Genomic DNA, 20691 nt, shown 5'->3' with positions numbered 1-20691 from the left:
GTGACAGACTGATGCCATGAAGACGATCGAACTCCGCCGCCGCGTTCCGCTGCTCCCGGCCGACATCCTCGACCGAATCGCTGATGAGCGGACGTGGCTGAGCGAGAGGACCACGGTGACGGTCCACTCGGGGCGGGTCGAGGGAATCCGGCTGACGACTCTCACCGTGATCCCACCGGAGCGGCTGCCGGCCATCGCTACGCGCTTCCTGGGCGCCGGCGCGGAACTCGTCCAGCAGGTCAAAGCGCCGCCGACAGCACATGATGCGACTGCCTCCGACCTGCGGATCGACGCAGAGGTGCGCGGCGCTCCGGTCGACATCAGCATCGATATCGCGCTGCGGGCGGCAGCCGTCAGCGGAACGGACCTGCACGCAGTGACCCGGATCGTCTCCTCGGTCCCGATGTTCGGCGGCATGGTCGAATCAGCACTCGAGCCGTACGTGGAATCACTGCTGATCGAACGCCTCGACAAGTTCGGCGATCTCTGAGACGTCGAACCACAGCAGGGCGGAATCCTGCAGCGCATCAGCGGCACCGTCGGTGTCGTCCGGCAGCGTCGCGACCACGTCCGGGGCGTCGATGTGCGCGGAGACCACCCAGGACGGGTCCAGCGGGGTGGGTCCGAAGGCGTCGACTCCGGCGGCGACCGGCCTGACCTGGAGGCCGGAGGGCAGGTCACAGGCCAGCACGACGCGGGCACAGCGCTGCGCGGCGGCCTCTTCGGTGATCACCTCGGCAGCGGTCACCATCGCGATCCACTCGGCCTCCTCCAGCGCCTCCCCGTGCTGAGCACGGCCGGCGGAATCGGGCGCGAAGCCGAGTGCGCTGTCGATCTGCGGCCAGGCGGCAGCCAGCTGCTGATGGGTCAGGGGCACATATGCGCGGATGGTTGCGGCAGCACTCATACCCACATTCTCCACCTCCGCTTCGGTCGCCCGGCGCGGGGGCGGGTGGGGACGGAGGCACCGGGCAGGTTCCCGGCCAACTCCCCCAGCGCCAGAGCCAGCGCGCTGCGCGGCGCGGACTCCGGGACGGTCCGGCCGGCGAGCAGCGCCGCATCCGTCACCGCGCGCTCGTCGGGCAGCAGCACCACCTGCTCGAGGCCTGCGAAGCGCAGGAGCGTGCTGCGGATCCGCTCCTCGGCCCCCTGGCCCACCGCAGTCGCGCGGACCTTGTTGACGACCACGGTGCAGTCGTCGCGGACGGCAAGCCCTCGCGGCGTCTCCAGCAGCCGCACGAGACGCTGCAGTCCCAGCGGATCCGCAGCCGCCGCGACCACGACGTGATCGGCGCAGTCCAGGACCGCGCGCGTGGCCGCATGGCGGTCGTAGTGGGGGTCTGCGTAGTCGTCATCGGGGTCGATGCGGTCGGAGACGTCCACGACCACCCGGCGGTACTCGGCGCTCAGCGCGGTGAGCACCTCGGCGAGGACTGCCGGTTTGATCTCGGGCCAGCGCTCGGCGCGGCTGAGCCCTGTGACGACGCTCAGCCGCTCGTCGACCAGTGAGACGTGGCGGGAGAGCACTCCGCCCACCGCACCGCTGGCAGCCGCTCGGCACAGCGCCGCCAGCTGCGGGGTGTCGTCGAGCAGCCCGAGCATGGCAGCCTGCGAGGCGCCGACAGTGTCCGCATCGACGAGGACCGACCTGCCGTCGTCACCGAGGATGTGGGCGAGTGCACCGGCGATCGTGCTCCGGCCCGGCGCCCCGCCGGTTCCCCAGACCGCGATGATCGGTCCGCGGTGTGCCTCTGCGTTCGGTTCCGGGGACGCCTCCGGCGGAGGTGCGGCGACGGTGGAGGCGGCGCAATCGCGGACCGCGGCGGCCAGTTCCTCGCTCCCGGCCCACGGGGAGACGCAAGCGGCGATTCCCCACGAGCTGAGCACCTCTGGATCGGCGGCCAGTCCCAGGACCCGGGCGCCGAGGCCCTGCAGCCGACGGACCACCTCGGAGTCCACTCCGGTGAAATACCTGCCTAGGACGATGACCGACCCGATCCCTGCGGCCGCGGTTGCCAGGAGCTCCACATCGTCGGCCGGCCGGCGCACGACCTCGATGTCCGGAGTCGCCGCCAGCTTCGCGACGATCGCGGATTCGAATTCGACGTCGACGGCTGCGACCACCTCAATCATCGCCCAGCCGCCTGCTGGGGCACCGCGACCACGGAGATGTGGTGGCCGGCCGCGAGTGCCCGCATCACCGAGCCGACCTGCTGGTTGGGAACGAAGATCTCGATCCGCTGGCCTCCGTACGAGGAGAAGTCGCCCGCTTCCCGCTGCACCGCGATGACGTCGATGGCCGTGAGGATCTCCCGCGGATCCACGGGTTCGACCTCCGCGTCGGTCGCCCAGACATCGACCTTGCTGCCGGGCTGGACCGCGGCGGGAAGCGCATCCGGCACCGACAGCGCCATCACGCGTCCGGCCAGCTGATCCGGGGAGCCGAGCTGAGACGCCGGCACGAGCTCTCCCGGCGCGACGGACGCGAGCACGGTCGCGCCTTCGGGGATGCTGTTCTCCGTGCTCAGGTAGACCCCCGATTCCTCGCCGAGGCGCACCTCGGCGGGAACCACGTCCTCGGGAGTGAGCACGCTGCCCGGCACGAGTGGCCGGGAGGCGGCCCAGACGGTCGTGGTGGCCGCTGCCTGCTGCACCACGAACCAGGTGCCGAGCACGGACAGCAGCACGATGACTGCACCGATCACCAGGCGTGGGTCGCGCCAGCGCGGCGCGCGGAGTCGCTCGGCACGGCGAATGGGGAGCTGGGACATGGGATGACCTTCGGTTCGGGGATCAGGAGGGGAGGTGCGCAAATGCACTCAAGTGCTATTGTTCATACACAAACGTCCCCGAATCAACAGTCGCGGACGAATCTGAGACGGGCCCGGACCGATCCCGGGTCCACCCTTGGGAGGACTGGACATGGTCGTAGAAGCACGCTTCCTGCCGTTGACCGACGTTGCCGAGATCCTCAACGTCTCCGCCGCCCAGGCCCGCGCCCTGGTGCGCTCCGGCGAGCTGCGGGCGATCAAGGTCGGCGGCCGCGGCCAATGGCGGGTCGAGAAGACCGAGCTCGAGGACTACATCCAGCGCATGTACCAGCAGACCCGCGCCGAAGTCGAGGCCGGACACACCGACATCTGAGCCGCAGCAGCATCCGCCGGTTCCGACCATCCGGGGCCGGGCGCGGTTCCGGTCAGCTCGAGTGCCGACCGTTCCGGCTCAGCTGTGCCGCACGCACCTGACCAGCGCGATTGCAGAGAAGGGGATCAGCTCGAACCGGCCTCCCGGCCGCCGGAGCTGAACGTAGTCCCGCGCCACCGCGTCGAGCTTTCCGTCGGCGGCCTGCCTCTCCGCGCCGTAGACGATCCGACATTCGGTGCGGTCCGCGGCCCAGCCGCGAAGCGGCGACGCGATCGACAGGACCGAAACCCGAGAGCTTCCAGCCTGCGCAGTCGATCGCAGCCGAACACTGTCGAGCGCTCGCAGGCTCACCACCGCCTCATCAGTCGGATCCGGACCGCCACCGGAGATACGGCACCAGTCACCGCCGACCTCTCTGAGCACTCCCGACAGCGGCAGTCCGGCGACGACCAGCTCCACGCGGTCGCCGAGGCTGCCCGCAAGACGGCTGACCAGGAGGCTGTCGGCGAATTCTCCGGCGACCAGATCGCCGAACTCGCCGACCCGCTCGTGGAATTCGGCGCCGTCGTGCGCCGCACTCAGGTCGGCGAACAGCCGGTCGAATCTGTCCTCGCTCATAGCCCCTCATCCTGTCCCTCGGGGGCGCCGAACGCAAAACTCGCCGCATCTCGTTCGTCACCGGCATAAAGCTCCGTTTGACACCCTTTGACGATGTTTGCGATAGTTTGGACATTGAGACGAGGGGGTCCCATGAATCGAGCACTGCCGTTTCTCGCGGCGGCCGCGCATCTCGCGGCCTCCACCTGGCTGCTGACACAGGTGTCAGGACTGTGGGACATGCTGCTGCGCGGCGACGCCGGCGCCGGCATGGTCCTGGTCCTCGGCGGTGCGCTCATCGTCGTCGGCGCCCGCACTTCCGCCGCAGTCCTGCTGCTGCTCGCAGCCCGTCTCGCAGCTCTGATCAGCAGTTCGACCGGACGCGGGCTCGCCCGCCTGGCAATCGCCGTGAGTCCGAGTCACCTGCGCAGATCGCTCATCGGTTCGGCAGCGGGTCTTGTCGTGGTCGGCTCTGCGGCGTGGTCGCCGGTCGTTGCCGCGCCCCACCAGCCCGATCCTGGGGCGACGACCGCGGCTCACTCCCCCGCCTGGTCGTCACCAGCCGGCGCGATTCCGTCGTCATCCACTGTCAGTGCGACACCGGCGGCTGCGCAGTCCCCCGGGTGGCCCACTGAGGGATCAGCATCGCCGGATCCCGAGGAGTCTCCGGGCTGGCCGGCGAATGAACCCGGCGCGCCGCATCCAGAGGAGTCTCCGGGCTGGCCGGTGAGCGAACCACCCGATTCGCATCAGTCGCCCGGCTCGCCGACCGAGGAAGCCGGCGTCGCCGGTGACAGCGCTGCGGCCGACCTCCCCCGACAGGAGGCAGACACCGATTCCCCCGCACCGCCGCCCACCGAGCAGCAGCCGCCGCCCGGTCCTGATCCAGGTCCTGACACCAAGCCCCGACCGGACCCGGCGACTGAGCCTGCCGCAGCCACGGTGGTCGTCGCTCCCGGCGACACCCTGTGGTCGATCGCAGCGGATCTGCGCCCTGCCGCCGGCTCCGCGCCCGTCGCGGACACGGTCGAGGACCTGTACCACGCCAACCAGGACCGGATCGGACCCGATCCCAACCTCATCATCCCCGGAATGCGACTGGAGACCCTGTGAATACCCCCCTCACCCTCAGCCGTCCGTCCCCGCGACACGAGATCGTCCGCACTCCCCCGCACCGTGAGCCGTCGCGGCCGGTCCGCCGACAGGCCGACCCCTCGGAACTGCTCGTCGCGACCGTCCGCTCACTTGCTGTGGCAGTCGTCGAAGTGCTCAATGGTGTTCGGCCGGCGGGATCGGTGGCGCGCTGGATCGCCCCGGCGCTGCGTGAGCGGATTCGGACCCACGCAGCCCTGCGTCAGGACCTGGCCCGGGCAGTCGCTCCACGCACCAGCACATTCGCAGCAGGCACGCCCCGGCTCTGCGCGATCTCCGAGAACGTCGTCGAGGCAGCGGTAGTCGTCCGGAGCGCTCGCCGTCATCGCGCTGTCGCAATGCGGCTGGAACACGAGAGAGGCCGCTGGCTCATCACCCAGTTCGTCACGGTGTGATGAGCCGGCGGCCTCCGGCTCCTCGGTCGGTCAGTGCTTCCTGGCCGCTCTGCGCTGAGCGCGGTTGCCGGCGTCTGCTGCCGCGGGCGCTGTCGCTGTGGCGGTGCTCGGACCGCCGTCCGCGGATCGCACCTGGACGCCGCCGGAATCCGAGGGTGCCGACAGCTGAAGCTTCGGCTTGCGCGGTTTGAGCTCCTCGGCTTCGACCTCGACGAAATCGTCGGAGGGATCCTCGAGGTCCTCGCCCGGATTGACCTTGACCTTGACCTCGAGCTTGTTGGTCAGGCGGACGACGTCCTCCTTGATGCCCTCCTGCATCGTGCTGAACATCTCGTAGCCCTCGCGCTGGTACTCCACCAACGGGTCGCGCTGGGCCATCGCCCGCAGGCCGATGCCGTTCTTGAGGTAGTCCATCTCGTAGAGGTGCTCGCGCCAGCGCTTGTCGATCACGGACAGCACCACGCGCCGCTCGAGCTCCCGCATGGCCTCCTCGCCCAGCGTCTCCTCTCGCTGGTCGTACGCCAGATCGGCGTCCGCGCGGATCTCGCGCAGCAGCTTATCCCGCGTCAGGTTGCCCTTGCCGCCGACGTCCTCGATGAGGTCGTCGGCAGTGATCGACGGGTCGTAGAGCTCGCTCAGGGCCGCGAAGAGCTGGTCGATCTCCCAGGTCTCCGGCGGGCCGGCGGTCGCGGCAGTGACGTAGGCCTCGAGCACATCGTCGCGGAAGAGCTGGACCTGCTCGGCCAGGTCGGCACCCTCGAGCACACGGCGCCGCTCCTCGTAGATCACGGTGCGCTGCCGGTTGAGGACGTCATCGTACTTCAGAACGTTCTTGCGCTGCTCCGCGTTGCGCTGCTCGATCTGCGTCTGAGCCGACAGGATGGCCCGCGAGACCATCTTGGACTCCAGGGGCACGTCATCGGGCACGTTGGCCGTGGCCATGATGCGCTCTGCCGCGCCCGATCCGAACAGCCGCATGAGGTCGTCGGTCAGCGACAGATAGAAGCGGGACTCACCCGGGTCCCCCTGGCGTCCCGACCGGCCGCGCAGCTGGTTGTCGATCCGGCGCGACTCGTGCCGTTCGGTGCCCAGGACGTACAGACCGCCCGCTTCGCGCACCTCTTCGGCCTCCTCCTCGACCCGGTCCTCGGCAGCGGCCACCACCTCGGGCCACAGCCTCTCGTACTCCTCCGAATCCTCGACGGGGTCGAGGCCCTTCTCGGCCATCGCTGCCACCGCGATGTGCTCGGCGTTGCCGCCCAGCATGATGTCGGTGCCGCGGCCGGCCATATTGGTCGCGACGGTGACCGCGGACTTGCGGCCGGCCATCGCCACGATCGCCGCCTCACGCGCGTGATTCTTGGCGTTGAGGACTTCGTGCCGGATGCCCTTCTTCGCAAGCTGCTTCGACAGGTACTCGCTCTTCTCGACGCTCGTGGTGCCGACGAGGACCGGCTGGCCCTCCGCATGGCGCTCAGCGATGTCGTCCACGACCGCATCGAACTTCGCCGTCTCGTGCTTGTACACGAAATCGGATTGGTCGACGCGCTGCATCGGCTTGTTCGTCGGGATCGGGACCACGCCGAGCTGGTAGGTGGACATGAATTCGGCGGCCTCGGTCTCAGCCGTGCCGGTCATGCCCGAGAGCTTGCCGTAGAGGCGGAAGTAGTTCTGCAGCGTGATGGTCGCCAGCGTCTGATTCTCCGGCTTGACGTCGACGCCTTCCTTGGCCTCGATGGCCTGGTGGAGACCTTCGTTGTAGCGGCGGCCCTTGAGGATGCGGCCGGTGTGCTCGTCGACGATGAGCACCTCGCCGTTCAGGACGACATAGTCCTTGTCCTTCTTGAACAGCTCCTTGGCGCGGATCGCGTTGTTGAGGAAGCTGATGAGCGGGGTGTTGTCGGAATCGTAGAGGTTGTCGATGCCGAGGTAGTTCTCGACCTTGTCGATGCCGGGCTCGAGGATGCCGATGGTGCGCTTCTTCTCGTCGACGTCGTAGTCGCTGCCGGCCTTGAGCCGCCGGACGACGGTGGCGAACTCGGCATACCAGCGGTTGGCATCCCCTTCGGCCGGGCCGGAGATGATGAGTGGGGTGCGCGCCTCGTCGATCAGGATCGAGTCCACCTCGTCGACGATCGCGAAGTTGTGTCCGCGCTGCACCATCTCGTCGGCCGACCACGCCATGTTGTCGCGCAGGTAGTCGAACCCGAACTCGTTGTTGGTGCCGTAGGTGATGTCGGCCCGGTACTGCTCACGTCGCTTGTCTGCGCTCAGCTGCGAGAGGATGCAGCCGGTCTCCATGCCGAGGAAGCGGAAGACGCGGCCCATCAGCTCCGACTGGTAGCCCGCCAGATAGTCATTGACCGTGACGATGTGCACGCCCTTGCCCGCGAGCGCATTGAGGTAGGCGGGCGCCGTGGCGACGAGGGTCTTTCCCTCGCCGGTCTTCATCTCGGCGATGTTCCCGAGGTGCAGGGCGGCCCCGCCCATCAGCTGGACGTCGAAGTGGCGCAGGCCCAGTGTCCGGTTCGACGCCTCGCGCACTGCGGCGAACGCCTCCGGAAGCAGCGAGTCGAGGGTCTCGCCATCGCTGATGCGCGCCTTGAAGCGATCGGTCTCCTCGCGGATCTCGGTGTCCGACATCTCCGCGAATTCGTCCGAGAGGCTGTTGATCGCCGTGGTGTAGTTGCGCAGCTTCTTGAGAGTTCGGCCTTCACCGGACCTCAACAGCTTTTCCAGGAAGTTGGCCACGTTTCTCCTCGATGACCGGTGGGCAACCGGTTCTAGTCCTTCATCTCTGTCGTCCGTCCATCAGCATAGCGCCACCGCCAGTTCAGCCGCTGATCACCAGCGAGGACAGCCCGAGCCATTCGCGCATCCGATGCAGCTCCTGCATCAGCTCCGGCTCATGCCGGTGACCCGGCTCCCAGTGCACCCCGTGAGCGACGAGTGCATCCCGCCCCCTGTCTGCCGCGAGGTCCACTCTGCCCACGAGCTCCTCTCCCAAGAGGAAGGGCAGCACATAGTATCCGTGCACCCGTGCGTGCGCCGGGGTGTAGATCTCGATCCGGTAATCGAAGTCGAACAGCCAGCTGATCCGCCGCCGGTTGAAGACCAATGGGTCGAAGGGCGCCAGCAGGGCGCAGGCGTCGATTCGTCGGGGCACGACCGCCGCGTGCCATCGGAATGCGTGCACCCCGGCCACGTCGACCTCGATCAGCTCGCCGGTCCTGGCGAGTTCTGCCGCCGCCTCCCGCACCGGCTTCACCGGCATCCGGAAGTAGTCGGCCAGGCACGAGGCGGTCGCGACTCCCAGCGCCGCCGCCGCGATGCGGACGAGCGCCGGGATATCGTCGCTGACCCCGCTGCTGCCTCGGATCCGGCGCGGTGCGTGAGGTCGCAGACCGAGTTCGGGGTCGTGCGGCGGGCCGAAGCGCAGCTCGGGGACCGGGAGTCCGCTGTGGACGTCAGCGGGCAGCGCGAAGACCCGCTCGAAGGCCGGGCTGCGCGCGGCAACCGAGATCCTTCCTGCCCGGAACAGAGCCTCGAGACCCGCCTTGACCCGGCTCGGATTCCAGCCCCAGTGATCGCGGGGGCGTTCGGGGATGTCGTGGGATACGCGGGCGGCCAGCTCCCGAGCGGTGCCCGGTCCGGCCGTGAGCTCGGCTTCCAGGTCCGCCATCAGGGAGACGAACGCGCGACCGGTCTGCGGGTCGCGCTGCCCGTAGTCCCGCACCCACCAATCAGCGCGGCGTCCGTGCGCCAGGGCGATCGTCGACGGCGGGGCATAGGCGGCCTCGTGCATCCAGTACTCCACACCCATCCGCTCCGGCTGGTGGAGCAGGGAGTCGAGCAACGGCATCGGGTAGGGCCCGAGGCGGGAGTAGAAGGGCAGGTAGTGGCTCCGCACCACGCGGGCCACGGAATCGATCTGCACGAGGCCCAGGTTGCCGAACACCCTCTTCAGGTGTCGGCGCGTGACGGAGTTCGGCCGCCCGGAGGCAAAGCCGGAGGCGGCCAGCGCTGCGCGCCTGGCCGCCTCCGGGGTCATCGAGCGGATCACCGTCTCGATCCGGCTCGATCAGTGGGCTTCTTCGGCGAGCTCCGGATCCAGGGCGATGACCCCGTAGCTCCAGCCCTTGCGGCGGTAGACCACCGAGGGCTTCTGGGTGTCCTCGTCGATGTAGAGGTAGAAGTCGTGTCCGACCATCTCCATCCGATTGAGTGCCTCCTCGATGCCGATCGGCGAGGCCGGGAAGTTCTTCTCGCGGAGGATGACAGGAGAATCCCCCTCCGCCTTGATGCGGCCGTTGGTGCGGTCCACCGGCGCCTGTTCGGTCCGGGCGTCGGAATCGCTGTCCTCCGGCGGAACGAAATCCATCGCGGCGAGCGCTTCGCCCGTGGACTGGGGGCGCTGGTGACCGCTGCGGGAGACCTTCTGGCGATCACGCGCACGGCGGAGCCGCTCCAGGAGCTTGGCCCATGCCAGGTCCAGCGCCGCGTACTTGTCGGAGGCGTGGGCCTCCGCCCGCAGCACCGGCCCCTTCCCGACCACGGTGAGCTCGACTGTCTCCGCGGTGTCCGGCTGACGGGCGCTCGGCTGGCTGGTGACCTGGACCTCGATCCGCTGCGCGCGGGGGGCGAGCTGTTCGGCCTTCGCGACCTTGTCCTCGATATGTGCTCGGAAGCTGTCGGAGATTGTCAGCTGACGACCTTTGACGACGATGTCCATTGTGCGTTCCTTTACACGTCGGGAAACGGATCGCTCCGTGCCCATCGCTTGAGAGATGGGTACATTCCATTAAATACCATCCCCCGGGGCGAATCGAGTTCCCCCGGGAGCAATCCCGACCACTGCGATCCCGTGGACCGGGATGCGAGATCTGCGGAGCGCCCGGGCGCTTTCGGCTACGGTCGAGCCTGTCGTGCAGATGTCGTCGAGCACAATGACCCGAGGCTGTTCGCCCGCTTCCGACCTGCCGCGCTCGCCGGCTCCCGGCCCGGCGCGCTCATCGGTTCTCGACCTCGCGCGCTCGCCGGCTCCCGACCTGTCGAGCCCGCCGGCTCTGTCGGACAGTCCGCTCGGGAAGCCGGTCCCCGGGCGGACCCGATGGGTGTCGCGAACATTCCGCCGCCGCCCCAGCGAGCCGAACCCGACCTGGTCGCGGTGAGCCGCGACTTCGAGGATGTCGGCGAGCTCGACCCGCAGGCCCTCCGAGCGCAGCATCCCGGCGGCGCGCTCGGTGAGCACGGAGACATGGTTGGCGCCGCGGCGCCTGATCGCGGAGCGATCCGCGGGCACCGGGACGAGGAGAGCGCCTGCGCCCGGATCCGGCGAGTGCTCGAGGATCGTGACCACCGAGCGGGCCAGCAGCCCGGCCAGCACCGGGATCAGATCCCGCCGGCCGTGCTCCTTGTAGGCGATCAGGCAGCTTCGCAGCACGTCCTCGTACTCGCCGGCGCCGACCACCGGCAGGATGCCGTACCGCGGGACGGTCGCCCTGACCGGGCCGGCCAGCTGCTCGAGGCAGCGGCCGCACAGCGTCACGGTCTCCGCGCCGCAGCCCGCACAGCTGCGGGGCACGAGCAGTTCGAGGATCTCGGTGAGGACCTGGCGCATGCCGCCACTGTCCCCCGGGAGCCGATGGGCGCACAAGCGGCACCGCACCGCTGTGACCTCGCAACCGTCCCTGCTTCCGGCTCAGCCGGGATATGCGGGATCGAATGCGCGGGCGTCGACGACCTTCTGCCAGTTGCCGGCACCGTAGATGTGCATCTCCCCCGACGGCGTGCTGATTCGCAGGGAGCGCAGGTCGTTGCCGGCGGTGATCCGCGAACCGCCGTCGACCGTCCCGAGCGACTCGACCGGGCCGGAGACCGGCGCGCTGTACGGCTGGATGGCGCCGTCGCCGGGCGCACCGAGCAGCACCACTGCTCCGCTGCCCGCCCACGAGAAGTCGACGATCTGCTCGAACCCTGCGGCCACCGTGATCGGACTCGCCGCTGTGGTGCCGGTGGGCGCTCCGGAGGAATTGCGGGTGATGCCGATGATGTCGAGGCGCGGCTGATCCTCGTCGTCCGCGCTCAGCACTCCCAGCCGCGTCCCGTCCCGCGACACGTGCAGCGCGATGATGCGGCGGCCGTCCGCGAACGGCGCGTCGACCCGCGCAAGCTCCCCACCGGAGTCCACTGCCTGCAGCATGCCCTCCGATTCCGCCTCGGCCGTCCAGGTCCACCCGTAGCGGTCGAAGCTGGGGCCCACCAGCTGGTCTCCGGTGAGGATGCTCACGTCGCTCATGTCGGCGCCCCGGAGCCGGTGCAATTCAGCACCCTCAGCGCCGAGGTAGGCGTACATCGACTCGTCGATTGCGACCGCGGGATCGGAGGCGCCGGCGGCGAGCTCGGGGCTGCCGGGCACGGGCTCGATCTGCGTGCCCGAACCCCGGGCGAGGCGCCCGTCCGAGATCACCACCGGCCGGGAATCGATCTCGACGAGCGCTTTCGCCGGTGAGCTCGCCTCGGGGTCGACCACGCCGGAAGGTGCGGAGATCTCGACCGCGGTGACCGCACCGATCTCCGTGAGCGTCTCGGACACCTGCGTGTGCAGCCGCGACCAGGTCTGACTGTCGAGCCCCTCCACCGTGTCGGACAGCCCGACTTCGGCGGTGCCCTCCGTGACGCCGACAGCCCGCGGATTCAGCTGAGTGCCTTCGGGGACGGCGGACACCACAGCGCCGCCGAGGTGGTCGGCCGGACCGAGGAGCAGCTCGCTCATCACCTCTGTGGGAGTGGCCGGGGAGCGGATGAACCAGCGGACGTCCGGCACCAGGTACTCGTAGCCGGGTGTGTAGAAGTACAGCGGATAGGACTGGAAGATGCTGCTGAAGCTCGTCGCGGAGACGACCATGCCCGCCGGTGCCGAGGAGATCCGCCACTCCCCGTTGACCTGGCGGAGCGAGAAATCCAGGTCGAGGTGGGTGGCGTCGCTGGGCTCGCGGTAGATCCGGCGCTCGTCGAGGACCGCCTGGACCGGCACGGCGAGGGAGACGTTCTGGGAGTCTGAGGTGATCTCGCTGGTGACCTCATCCAGCCCGGTGCCCGCAGGCATCACCCGCACCGAGGCGAGCGGGTCCCATTCCCCCGCGAAGCTCTCCGTGAGGAACGAGCGGGCGACCTCGAAGTTGTTGCTGTAGCCGGCCCCGGCGGCGAGGAAGCCGCGGACGATCTCATCGGGCCCGGCCCCCGGCACGGGTCCGTCGGGATCGACGCGCGACTGCACGCCCCCGTAGTCCTCGCCGACGTCGATCCGTCCGATCCCGCCGTCGCGCGGGATCGACACGCAGCCGCTCAGCAGCAGCACCAGGGCCAGACCGCAGGCCAGCAGACTATTCGGCTTCATGGTCGGACTCCGAGGTGTCGACGACGATCGGGATGCTGCCGGTCTGGATCCGGACGGAGCCGTCCGAGGTGCTCGGTCCGGCCACGAGCGAGGTGCCCTGGATGTGAGCGTCCGCGGGCGGCAGCGGCAGCGGTGACGATGTGATGGCCTGCCCCTGCCGGCGCGGCAGGGTGAGGCGGAAGCACGAGCCCTCGCCGGCCCGGCCCCAGGCCTGGAGCCAGCCGTCGTGCAGCCGGGCGTCCTCCAGTGAGATCGCCAGGCCCAGACCGGATCCTCCCAATGTCCGCCGCCGGGAGGGATCGGCGCGCCAGAACCGGTCGAAGACATGCTCGACCTGCTCCTCCGTCATTCCGATCCCGTGGTCGCGGACGCTGACGGCGACCGCCTCGGCGTTGGCGGCGACGTAGATGTCGATCCGCTCCTTCTCGCCGTGCTCGATCGCGTTGACGACGAGATTGCGCACCACGCGGGTGATCCGCACCCTGTCGACCTCGGCCATCACCGGCGAGGACGGGGCGTGGAGCAGCAGGTCGGTGCCGGACTGGGCGGCGATCACCGACAGGGTGTCGAGCACCGAGGTGACGACCTCGCCGATGTCGGTCGGCTTCGCATCCAGCGCGGCGGCTCCGGCATCGTGGCGCGAGATCTCCAGCAGGTCGCCCAGCAGCACTTCGAAGCGCTCCACCTGCGATTGCAGCAGCTCGGCGCTGCGGGAGGTCGACTCGTCGAACTCGTCCCGCGATTCGTAGATCATGTCGGAGGCGATGCGGATCGTGGTCAGCGGGGTGCGCAGCTCGTGGGAGACGTCGGAGACGAACTGCCGTTGCAGCACGGTGAGCTGCTCCATCCGGGTGATCTGATCCTGCAGGTTGTCCGCCATGTCGTTGAAGCTCTGCGCCAGCGTCGCGATCTCGTCCTGGCCCTGCACGGGCATGCGCTGGTCGAGGTCGCCGTCGGCGAGCTGGCGGGCCACCTCGGCGCCGGTGCGCACCGGCACGACGACCAGTCGGGTCACGATCCAGGCCACCGCGCCGACGAGCACGACCAGCACCAGCGCGGCCACCAGCATCGCGCGGAGCACGAAGTCGAGTGTGTTCTGCTCCTCCTGGAGCTCGGCGACGACGAAGAGCTCGAACTGCCCGGCCGAGGGGATGGCGACCTGCTGGGCGACCACGAGCCCGGGCGACTGGTCCGGCAGCGTCACCGACTGGTAGAGCTGCTCACCCGGGCCGGCGCGGTCCACCGCCGCCAGGTAGGCGTCGGGCAGGTCGGAGACCGGGATCGACTCCTCGCCGCTGACCAGCGTCAGCAGGGGCGGGACCGAGGCGGAGCGCTCCTGCGGCTCGAGCGCGATCGACCGGAGCGGCGTCGGCGAGCGGGACAGCATCGAGCGCAGCTGGGTGTTGAGAGCCTCCGCCAGCGCCTGGTCGTCATCCAGTGCGGACAGCGACTGCAGTTCCGCGGTGTAGCCGGCGGTCTGCGCGGACACCGCGGTGAGCTTCGCCTCGAACAGGCCGCGGGCGATCTGCTGGGACATGTAGGTGCCGACGCCGTAGATCGCCACCATCGTCAGCACGATCGTGAGCACCACGATCCGGAACTGCAGGGAACGGGTGAACGCGCCGGCGATCCACCGGTAGCCGGTGGTGAAGGCTCGCTCGAGAGTCCGCAGGAACCCGGCGAGCGCCGGGGTTCGACTCACGTGCCCTGGCCCGCCTTGTATCCGACGCCGCGCACCGTCACGATGATCTCGGGCTTCTCCGGGTCCTTCTCGATCTTGGAGCGCAGCCGCTGCACGTGCACGTTCACCAGCCGGGTGTCAGCGGCGTGCCGGTATCCCCACACCTCTTCGAGCAGGGTCTCCCGGGAGAACACCTGCCACGGCCGACGCGCCAGCGCCACCAGCAGATCGAACTCCAGGGGCGTCAGCGACACCTGGCTGCTGCCCTTCGTGACGCTGTGGCCCGCGACGTCGATCCGGACGTCGCCGACTTCGAGGATCTCCGGGGCGCTCGGCTCCGACTCGCGCAGCCGCGCGCGCACCCGTGCGACGAGCTCCTTGGGCTTGAACGGCTTGGGAACATAGTCGTCAGCACCGGATTCGAGTCCGAGGACCACGTCGACGGTGTCGGACTTGGCGGTGAGCATGATGATCGGCACGCCCGACTCGTCGCGGATCTCGCGGCACACCTCGAGTCCGTCCTTGCCGGGCAGCATGAGGTCCAGGAGCACGAGATCCGGTCGCACCGCATGGAACGCGTCGAGTGCGCCGTCCCCGGTCGCGCAGAAGTGCGGTTCGAAGCCCTCGCTCTTGAGCACGATGCCGATCATCTCCGCCAAGGCGGTGTCGTCGTCCACTACCAGAATCCGAGAAGTCATGGAGTCCATTGTCGCGCATGGGACGCATTTGCGGAATTTCGGGTCCCGGCAGGTCTCGGCGCTCGAACCCGGTGGCCCGAGCTCACGTCAGTCGCGACAGACTCCGGACTGCCTGGCATGATTGGGCTGTCAGTCCCGACCGGTTCCGAGGTGGTGTCGCGTGTTCGAAGCCCGAGGCGCCGCATGGGACGCGCGGATGAACTGGCGGACCGGTCGCCACGAGCTCCGTGATCCGGAGCCGATCCGATCGCTGTGGAGGCCGGCTCCGGAGCCCGGTGTGCTGGCCCGTCGTCCGCAGCGCTTCTTCGAGGGACTCGACGGCGGATTCCGCCTCCTCCGGTTCGCGCCGGCGCTGACCGTCGGCCTCGCACTGATCGTATTCACGCTGTGGGCGCTCGCGCTCGCCGCCTTGGGATCGGCCGTCGTGTGGGCATCCGCGGGCCTCCTCGCCGAGGTGTTCGCCGACCCCGATGCGACCGCCGGGTTCGCCGTGATCACCCAGGTCGGCGCACTCGTGGCCTCCCTGACCGCGCTGTCGCTGGTCCACCTGCTGGCCGGGGTCACCGCCGTCGGCACCCGCGCCGCCTTCGATTCGGAGCGCATGACGCTCAAGCAGGGCTGGGCCGCCCTGCGCGGTGTCCGCCTCCGCCTCGTGCTCACCACCGTGCTGCTGTTCGCCCTCCATCTGGGCGCCCTGATCGCGCTCTCGGCACCGGCGCTGCTGCTGGCAGGCCTGGGGTCGGGAACCGGCAGCGCCATCGTGCTCCTGCTCGGCGTCTTCGGCTGGCTGGCGTTCACCGTGTACTTCGGCATCAGGACCGCGTTCGTCGGCTGCGTCATCAGCCACGAGCAGGCGACTGTCGGTCAGGCCTTCCGCCGCTCTTGGCGCCTGACTCGCCACGGCTTCTGGCGCACCGCCGGGCAGCTGGTGCTCGGCTATGCGCTGTCCAACCAGCTCGTGTCGATCGTCATCACCCCGATCATCATCATCGTCTACGTCGCCCTGATCATCGTGTCGCTGACGATGCTGAGCACCGCGTCGGTGACCGCCTTCGGCGCGATCGCGCTCACGCTCGTGGCCCTGGTCACGGTCTTCGTCACGCTCGCAGCGACCGCCGCCCTGTTCGCGTACCTGGCAGGCCTCGTCTCCGTGGTCTACTTCGACCGGCTGATGCGCACCGAAGGCTACGACCTCATCCTCCTGCGCGAGGCCGAGCGGAGGGCCGCCCGGTGAGCACAGCGGAGGACCCGGTGCTCGCCCCGGGCCGGGACGAGGCCCGCCAGTGGGCCGAGGACGAGCTCGCCGACCCGGTCTACCGGGAATCCGATCTCACCCTGCTCGAGCGCCTCGGGCGCGCCTTCGGCGACCTGCTGAGCGACCTGTTCGGCGCAGCCGGTGACATCCGGTCGCCCTGGCTGCTGTTCGGTGTGATCGCCCTCGTCATCGCCCTGGTGGTCCTGATCGCCTGGCGGGTGGGGCGCGGCTCCGGCGGCAGCCTGCGCGTCCCCCGCCACGACGTGCGGGTGGCCGACGCCCGACTCGATCCCGACGAGCTGCGTGCGCGCGCCCGCCGCGCCGCCGCCGCCCGCGACTGGAACCTTGCGGTGCAGGAAGGAGTGCGCGCGCTCCTCGCCGCGCTCGCCCGGTCGGGAGACATCGACATCGGAGCCGCCAGCACCGCCTCGGAGCTCTCCCGCGCCGCCGCTGCCGCGCGGCCCGATCATGCGGTCCCCCTGCTGGACGCCGGCGCGGTGTTCGATGCCGTGACCTTCGGGGAGGGCAGCGCCGACGAGGCCGCCTACCGCCGGATCGAGAGGCTCGACGACCAGCTTCACGGGTCGGTGACAGCGTGAGCGCCGGAATCGACGTGGCGGTGCGCGGAACCGCGCGAGCCGCGGGTCCGGGACGTCTGCGCGTCCTCAGGACCGGTGCGAGATCCGCGACCGTGTGGGTGGTGGCGGCGGTTGCGCTGCTGCTGGTGACGATCGTCGGGTTCCTGCTCTCGGCAGGCAGCGCCGACTCCCGGCCCCTCCACTGGGACTCGTCCGCTCCCGATGGCGGCCGCGCCATCGTCGAGGTGCTGCGCGACCACGGCGTCGAGGTCACCACCACGGAATCCCTCACCGAGGCGCAGACCCTGGCCGCGGAACCCGGCACCACCGTCCTCATCCACGACCCCTCGGGCAATCTGGAGCCGAGCACGCAGAGCGAGTTCGCGCAGGCGGCAGCCGACGGGGAGAACTCCCTCGTGCTCGTCTCACCGGGTCTCTACGTCGACGGCTACACCGATGGCATCACGACCGCGACTCAGGTGACCGACGCCCAGAACTCCGCCGAGCCGATGCCGCCCGACTGCGAATGGGAGCCGGCCCGCCGCGCCGGAGCCGTCTCCGGGACAGCGAACCGCTACGCGAGCACCGGCCTGAGCGAGGGCCGTGTGACGATCTGCTATCACCACCCTTGGGATCAGGCCGGCTACGGCGCGGTGGCCCGCGAGCAGCTGCCCGGCCACGACATCACGGTTCTGGCCGATCCGCACTGGCTGTCGAACGCCGGCCTGGATGAGCAGGGGAACGCCGCACTCGCACTCGGTGCGCTGGGCGGGCATGAGCGCGTCGTCTACTACTACCCGCAGGCCTCCGACCAGCCCTGGGCCCAGCAGGACGGCCGGCCGGCGAATCCCCTCGCCCTGGTCCCGACCTGGTTCGGTGTCGCCTTCCTGTGGCTCATCCCGCTGCTGGCGGCGCTCATGCTGTGGCGCGGCCGCCGGCTGGGACCGCTGGCCGTCGAGCGCCTGCCGGTCATCGTCCCGCCGGTGGAGACCGTGATCGGCCGGGCGGGGATCCTGCAGCGGTCCGGCGCCCGCGAACAGGCGCTCCACTCCCTGCGCACGGCGGCACTGCTGCGGCTGGCCCGGCGCCTCGGCCTGCCGCCGTCGGCCCGAGCCGCCGACATCTGCGATGCCGTGGCCGCGCACACCGGACATGACCGGGCGCAGGTGCATCGGGCATTCATCGAAGCCGTCCCGACGTCCGACAGGCAGCTCGTCGACATCGCGACCGAAATCTCGAACATCGAAAGCGAGGTCTCCCACCCATGAGCCAGTTCCCCGCCTCGGGCGCGCAGGAGCAGCAGCCGTCCCCGGACGGACAGCTGCCGGTGCCCTTCGGACAGGCACCGCCGAACATCCCGCAGGGACAGGTGCACATCCCGCAGGGCCAGCCGCCGATGCCCGGCTTCGCCCCCGCTCCGCCCGCGCCCGGCGGGTTCGCGCAAGGGCAGGCTGCGGGCACAGATCACACGCAGTTCGCTCCGCCCACCCTGGAGGCCCGGCTCGCCGAGCGCCACCGTCTCTCCCCGCTCGACCACGAGCTGCGAGAGCGCATCGCAGCGGTGCGCTTCGAGGTCGGCAAGGTCGTCGTCGGCCAGCAGCACGCTGTCGAGGGGATCCTGCTGGCCCTGCTGTGCCACGGTCACGTGCTGCTCGAGGGCGTGCCCGGGGTGGCGAAGACGCTCCTGGTGCGCACCCTGGCACACGCACTCGAGCTCCAGTCGGCGCGCGTCCAATTCACGCCGGACCTGATGCCCGGGGATGTCACCGGCTCGATGATCTACGACACCCGGTCCGGGGACTTCGAGTTCCGCGAGGGCCCGGTGTTCACCAATCTGCTGATCGCCGACGAGATCAACCGCACCCCGCCGAAGACCCAGTCGGCTCTGCTCGAGGCGATGGAGGAGCGCCAGGTGACCGTCGACGGCACCACCCGTCCGCTCCCGGCGCCGTTCCTCGTGGCTGCCACCCAGAACCCGATCGAGTACGAGGGAACGTACCCCCTGCCCGAGGCGCAGCTCGACCGGTTCCTGTTCAAGCTCGTCCTCGAGCTGCCGCCTCGCGACACCGAGATGGAGATCCTCACCCGCCACGCGGCCGGATTCGACCCGCACGACCTCCGCGAGGTCCAGGCCGTCGCAGACATTCCCACGCTTCTGCAGGCCGCCGAGCGCGCCGGGACCGTGCATGTCGCGCCCGAGGTGGTCGAGTACATCGTCGATCTCGTGCAGGCGACTCGGCTGGCCCCCTCCCTGTCGCTGGGGATCTCGCCGCGCGGGGCCACCCGGCTGCTGGCCGCGGGCCAGGCCCGGGCGTGGCTGGCAGGGCGGGCCTACGCCACCCCGGACGACATCAAGTCGCTGATCCCGATGACCTTCCGCCACCGGGTGCTGCTGCGGCCCGAGGCGCAGATGGACGGGATCACCGTCGACCAGGTCCTCAGCTCCATCATCGAGACCACCCGAGTCCCCCGCTGATGGCGCCCACCTGGCGGTTCGCGGCACTGGTGGCTCTCGCCGCGGTGCCGGTCATGCTGGTTCCCGGCTGGCACGCCGCCGGCCTGGTGATCGCCGGGGTGCTCCTGATCTCCGCGCTCGACTGGCTCCTCACGCCGAACCCGGCCGCGATCGCGGCCCAGCGCACGCCGGGACGACAGGTGCGCCTCGGCGAGGAGACCACGAGCACGCTCACGCTCGTCAACGAGGGCGGACGCACCCAGCGGCTGCTGGTGCGCGATGCCTGGGTGCCGAGCGCCGGCGCCGAGGACGTCCGGTTCCGCACCCGCCTGCGCGCGGGCGAGCGGGAGGAGCGAGTGCTGCGGCTGGTGCCCCGGCGCCGCGGAGTGCTGCCCGCGGACAGGCTCACGCTGCGCTCGTCCTCGTGGCTGGGAATCCTCAACCGGCAGCGCAGCTTCGCTGTACCCGCCGCGATCCGGGTGATGCCGCCGTTCCTGTCCCGGCGTCACCTGCCGTCCAAGCTCGCCAAGCTGCGCGAGCTCGACGGCCGCACCGCGACCATGATCCGGGGCATGGGCACCGAGTTCGATTCGCTGCGCGAGTACGTCCGAGGCGACGACGTCCGGTCCATCGACTGGCGCGCCACCGCCCGCGCCCGGCAGCTCACCGTCAGGACCTGGCGGCCGGAGCGGGATCGCCGGGTCGTCATCGTCATCGACTCCTCTCGGCTGGCGGCTCGGCGCAGCGGCGCCGGCACGGTGTTCGACGCGGCGCTCGAGGCGGGAATGCTCCTCAGTGCGCTGGCCGCCGGGGGCGGGGACCGGGTCGACCTGCTCGTCGCCGACGCCCGGGTCCGCACGTCCGCGGGACCGATTACCGCTCATGATCCACTGAGCAAGGTGTCCACCGTCCTCACCGAGGTCGAACCCGAGCTCATCGACGCCGATTGGAACGCGATCACCTCGGCGGTCATGCGCATCTCGGCGCAGCATGCCTTCGTCGTCTTCATCACCGCACTCGACCCGGCGACGATCGCGGAGGACATGCTGCCGGCGCTGCCGGCGCTGCGCGCACGCCACACGATCGCGATTGCCTCCGTCGCGGATCCGGAACTGGCGGACATGAGCCAGGACGTGTTCAGCCCCGCACAGGCCTATCGCGCCGCGGCGGCCGAGCGGGAGCTGCTGGAGACCCGCTCGCTCATCCACGCCCTGTCCGAGATGGGAATCCGCTCGGTCCATGAGGAACCCGATGAGCTGGCGCCCCGCCTCGCAGATCTCTACATCGCTCTCAAGGCCACCGGGCGGCTGTGAGCCTGTCCTGACCACGGCCGTCGG

Annotated in this window: 20 protein-coding genes; 9 read left to right on the top strand and 11 right to left on the bottom strand. The window is 69.9% G+C overall.

What is annotated here, in order from left to right; genetic code table 11:
- Positions 1–16: 16 nt before the first annotated feature.
- Positions 17–490, top strand: coding sequence for a DUF2505 domain-containing protein (locus tag LXN01_RS13510; protein ID WP_236865931.1), 474 nt, complete (start codon positions 17–19; stop codon positions 488–490).
- On the opposite strand, the gene LXN01_RS13505 is transcribed toward LXN01_RS13510, so the two are convergent.
- The 3 genes from LXN01_RS13505 to LXN01_RS13495 are packed head-to-tail and all read right to left on the bottom strand — an operon-like array spanning position 449 to position 2771.
- Positions 449–907 (bottom strand): DUF6912 family protein, encoded by a 459-nt coding sequence (locus LXN01_RS13505; protein WP_236865930.1) that lies wholly within the window; start codon positions 905–907, stop codon positions 449–451. The genes LXN01_RS13510 and LXN01_RS13505 overlap by 42 nt on opposite strands.
- Positions 904–2133, bottom strand: a complete 1230-nt coding sequence (locus LXN01_RS13500; protein ID WP_236865929.1) for a CpaE/TadZ family protein — start codon at positions 2131–2133, stop codon at positions 904–906. Before LXN01_RS13500 ends, LXN01_RS13505 begins: the two co-directional genes overlap by 4 nt.
- Entirely contained in the window at positions 2130–2771 is a 642-nt protein-coding gene (locus LXN01_RS13495) for a CpaB family protein (RefSeq protein ID WP_236865928.1), read from the bottom strand. The genes LXN01_RS13500 and LXN01_RS13495 overlap by 4 nt, the downstream gene beginning before the upstream one ends.
- Positions 2772–2922: 151 nt before the next feature.
- On the opposite strand from LXN01_RS13495, the gene LXN01_RS13490 reads away from it, so the two are divergent.
- Positions 2923–3144, top strand: coding sequence for a helix-turn-helix domain-containing protein (locus LXN01_RS13490; protein WP_236865927.1), 222 nt, complete (start codon positions 2923–2925; stop codon positions 3142–3144).
- A gap of 78 nt (positions 3145–3222) precedes the next feature.
- On the opposite strand, the gene LXN01_RS13485 is transcribed toward LXN01_RS13490, so the two are convergent.
- Positions 3223–3762, bottom strand: coding sequence for a hypothetical protein (locus tag LXN01_RS13485; protein ID WP_236865926.1), 540 nt, complete (start codon positions 3760–3762; stop codon positions 3223–3225).
- A gap of 132 nt (positions 3763–3894) precedes the next feature.
- Here LXN01_RS13485 and LXN01_RS13480 point away from each other — a divergent pair, with 132 nt between their 5' ends.
- Together LXN01_RS13480 and LXN01_RS13475 are read left to right on the top strand one after the other, a co-directional pair.
- Positions 3895–4854 (top strand): LysM domain-containing protein, encoded by a 960-nt coding sequence (locus LXN01_RS13480; RefSeq protein WP_236865925.1) that lies wholly within the window; start codon positions 3895–3897, stop codon positions 4852–4854.
- Positions 4851–5288, top strand: a complete 438-nt coding sequence (locus LXN01_RS13475) for an Rv3235 family protein (RefSeq protein ID WP_236865924.1) — start codon at positions 4851–4853, stop codon at positions 5286–5288. The genes LXN01_RS13480 and LXN01_RS13475 overlap by 4 nt, the downstream gene beginning before the upstream one ends.
- A 30-nt stretch (positions 5289–5318) precedes the next feature.
- Here LXN01_RS13475 and secA read toward each other — a convergent pair whose 3' ends face one another.
- From secA to mtrA, 7 genes are all read right to left on the bottom strand, one after another.
- Positions 5319–8039 (bottom strand): preprotein translocase subunit SecA, encoded by a 2721-nt coding sequence (gene secA / locus LXN01_RS13470; RefSeq protein ID WP_336885275.1) that lies wholly within the window; start codon positions 8037–8039, stop codon positions 5319–5321.
- Positions 8040–8121: 82 nt separating this feature from the next.
- Entirely contained in the window at positions 8122–9351 is a 1230-nt protein-coding gene (locus LXN01_RS13465; protein WP_236865923.1) for a winged helix-turn-helix domain-containing protein, read from the bottom strand.
- An 18-nt stretch (positions 9352–9369) separates the two neighbouring features.
- Positions 9370–10020, bottom strand: coding sequence for a ribosome hibernation-promoting factor, HPF/YfiA family (gene hpf, locus LXN01_RS13460; protein WP_236865922.1), 651 nt, complete (start codon positions 10018–10020; stop codon positions 9370–9372).
- 69 nt (positions 10021–10089) lie between these two features.
- A complete protein-coding gene (locus LXN01_RS13455) occupies positions 10090–10908 on the bottom strand; it encodes a ComF family protein (protein ID WP_236865921.1) in 819 nt (272 codons plus the stop codon).
- 81 nt (positions 10909–10989) lie between these two features.
- Positions 10990–12687: an LpqB family beta-propeller domain-containing protein gene (locus LXN01_RS13450; RefSeq protein WP_236865920.1), complete on the bottom strand. Its 1698-nt coding sequence runs from the start codon at positions 12685–12687 to the stop codon at positions 10990–10992.
- A complete protein-coding gene (gene mtrB / locus LXN01_RS13445; RefSeq protein ID WP_236865919.1) occupies positions 12674–14389 on the bottom strand; it encodes an MtrAB system histidine kinase MtrB in 1716 nt (571 codons plus the stop codon). Before mtrB ends, LXN01_RS13450 begins: the two co-directional genes overlap by 14 nt.
- Entirely contained in the window at positions 14386–15066 is a 681-nt protein-coding gene (mtrA, locus tag LXN01_RS13440) for an MtrAB system response regulator MtrA (RefSeq protein WP_236865918.1), read from the bottom strand. Before mtrA ends, mtrB begins: the two co-directional genes overlap by 4 nt.
- Before the next feature lie 160 nt (positions 15067–15226).
- Here mtrA and LXN01_RS16435 point away from each other — a divergent pair, with 160 nt between their 5' ends.
- From LXN01_RS16435 to LXN01_RS13415, 5 genes are read left to right on the top strand one after another with little or no spacing between them, the layout of a single operon-like run.
- Complete coding sequence (locus LXN01_RS16435) at positions 15227–16300, top strand: hypothetical protein (RefSeq protein ID WP_236865917.1); 1074 nt, start codon at positions 15227–15229, stop codon at positions 16298–16300.
- The gene (locus tag LXN01_RS16430) at positions 16297–16920 is read left to right on the top strand and encodes a DUF4129 domain-containing protein (protein ID WP_236865916.1); all 624 of its coding nucleotides are present in this window, start codon (positions 16297–16299) and stop codon (positions 16918–16920) included. The genes LXN01_RS16435 and LXN01_RS16430 overlap by 4 nt, the downstream gene beginning before the upstream one ends.
- Complete coding sequence (locus LXN01_RS13425) at positions 16917–18167, top strand: DUF4350 domain-containing protein (protein ID WP_236865915.1); 1251 nt, start codon at positions 16917–16919, stop codon at positions 18165–18167. Before LXN01_RS16430 ends, LXN01_RS13425 begins: the two co-directional genes overlap by 4 nt.
- Positions 18164–19375 carry an AAA family ATPase gene (locus LXN01_RS13420; protein ID WP_236865914.1) on the top strand — a complete coding sequence of 404 codons (1212 nt, stop codon included), beginning with the start codon at positions 18164–18166 and terminating at the stop codon, positions 19373–19375. Before LXN01_RS13425 ends, LXN01_RS13420 begins: the two co-directional genes overlap by 4 nt.
- Positions 19375–20667, top strand: coding sequence for a DUF58 domain-containing protein (locus tag LXN01_RS13415; protein WP_236865913.1), 1293 nt, complete (start codon positions 19375–19377; stop codon positions 20665–20667). The genes LXN01_RS13420 and LXN01_RS13415 overlap by 1 nt, the downstream gene beginning before the upstream one ends.
- Positions 20668–20691 lie beyond the last annotated feature (24 nt).

The organism is Brevibacterium daeguense (assembly GCF_021729135.1).
In the GTDB taxonomy this organism is placed as follows: domain Bacteria; phylum Actinomycetota; class Actinomycetes; order Actinomycetales; family Brevibacteriaceae; genus Brevibacterium; species Brevibacterium daeguense.
The sequence above is the reverse complement of the archived record's forward strand: the minus strand, read 5'-3'. Positions and strand labels throughout refer to the sequence as shown.